This is a genomic window from Leifsonia sp. SIMBA_070 (assembly GCF_046534635.1).
GTDB lineage: Bacteria > Actinomycetota > Actinomycetes > Actinomycetales > Microbacteriaceae > Leifsonia.
Window position 1 is genome coordinate 1 of the sequence record NZ_JAWRYK010000176.1, and the last position, 279, is coordinate 279.

The window sequence follows — 279 nt, forward strand, 5'->3', positions numbered from 1 at the left end:
CAGCGTCGGCGGTGGCTCACCCGGTCCACGACCGGAGAGGAAGCGCGAGTAGTTTTCAATCCCCGAACAGTAGCCCAGCTCGTTCATCATCTCCAGATCAAACTGGGTACGCTGGGTCAGCCGCTGCTCTTCCAGCAGTTTGTTGTTTTCCAACAGCACTTTGCGTCTGGCGGCCAGCTCTTCTTTGATCTCCTCCATCGCCTGTACGATGCGCTCGCGCGGTGTGACGTAGTGCGTTTTCGGGTAGATGGTAAAACGTGGAATAGTGGAAACAATCTG

1 pseudogene is annotated in these 279 nt (G+C 55.9%); it reads right to left on the reverse strand.

What is annotated here, in order from left to right:
* A pseudogene (locus SB754_RS19900) lies at window positions 1-279 on the reverse strand (excinuclease ABC subunit B); the annotation flags it as partial.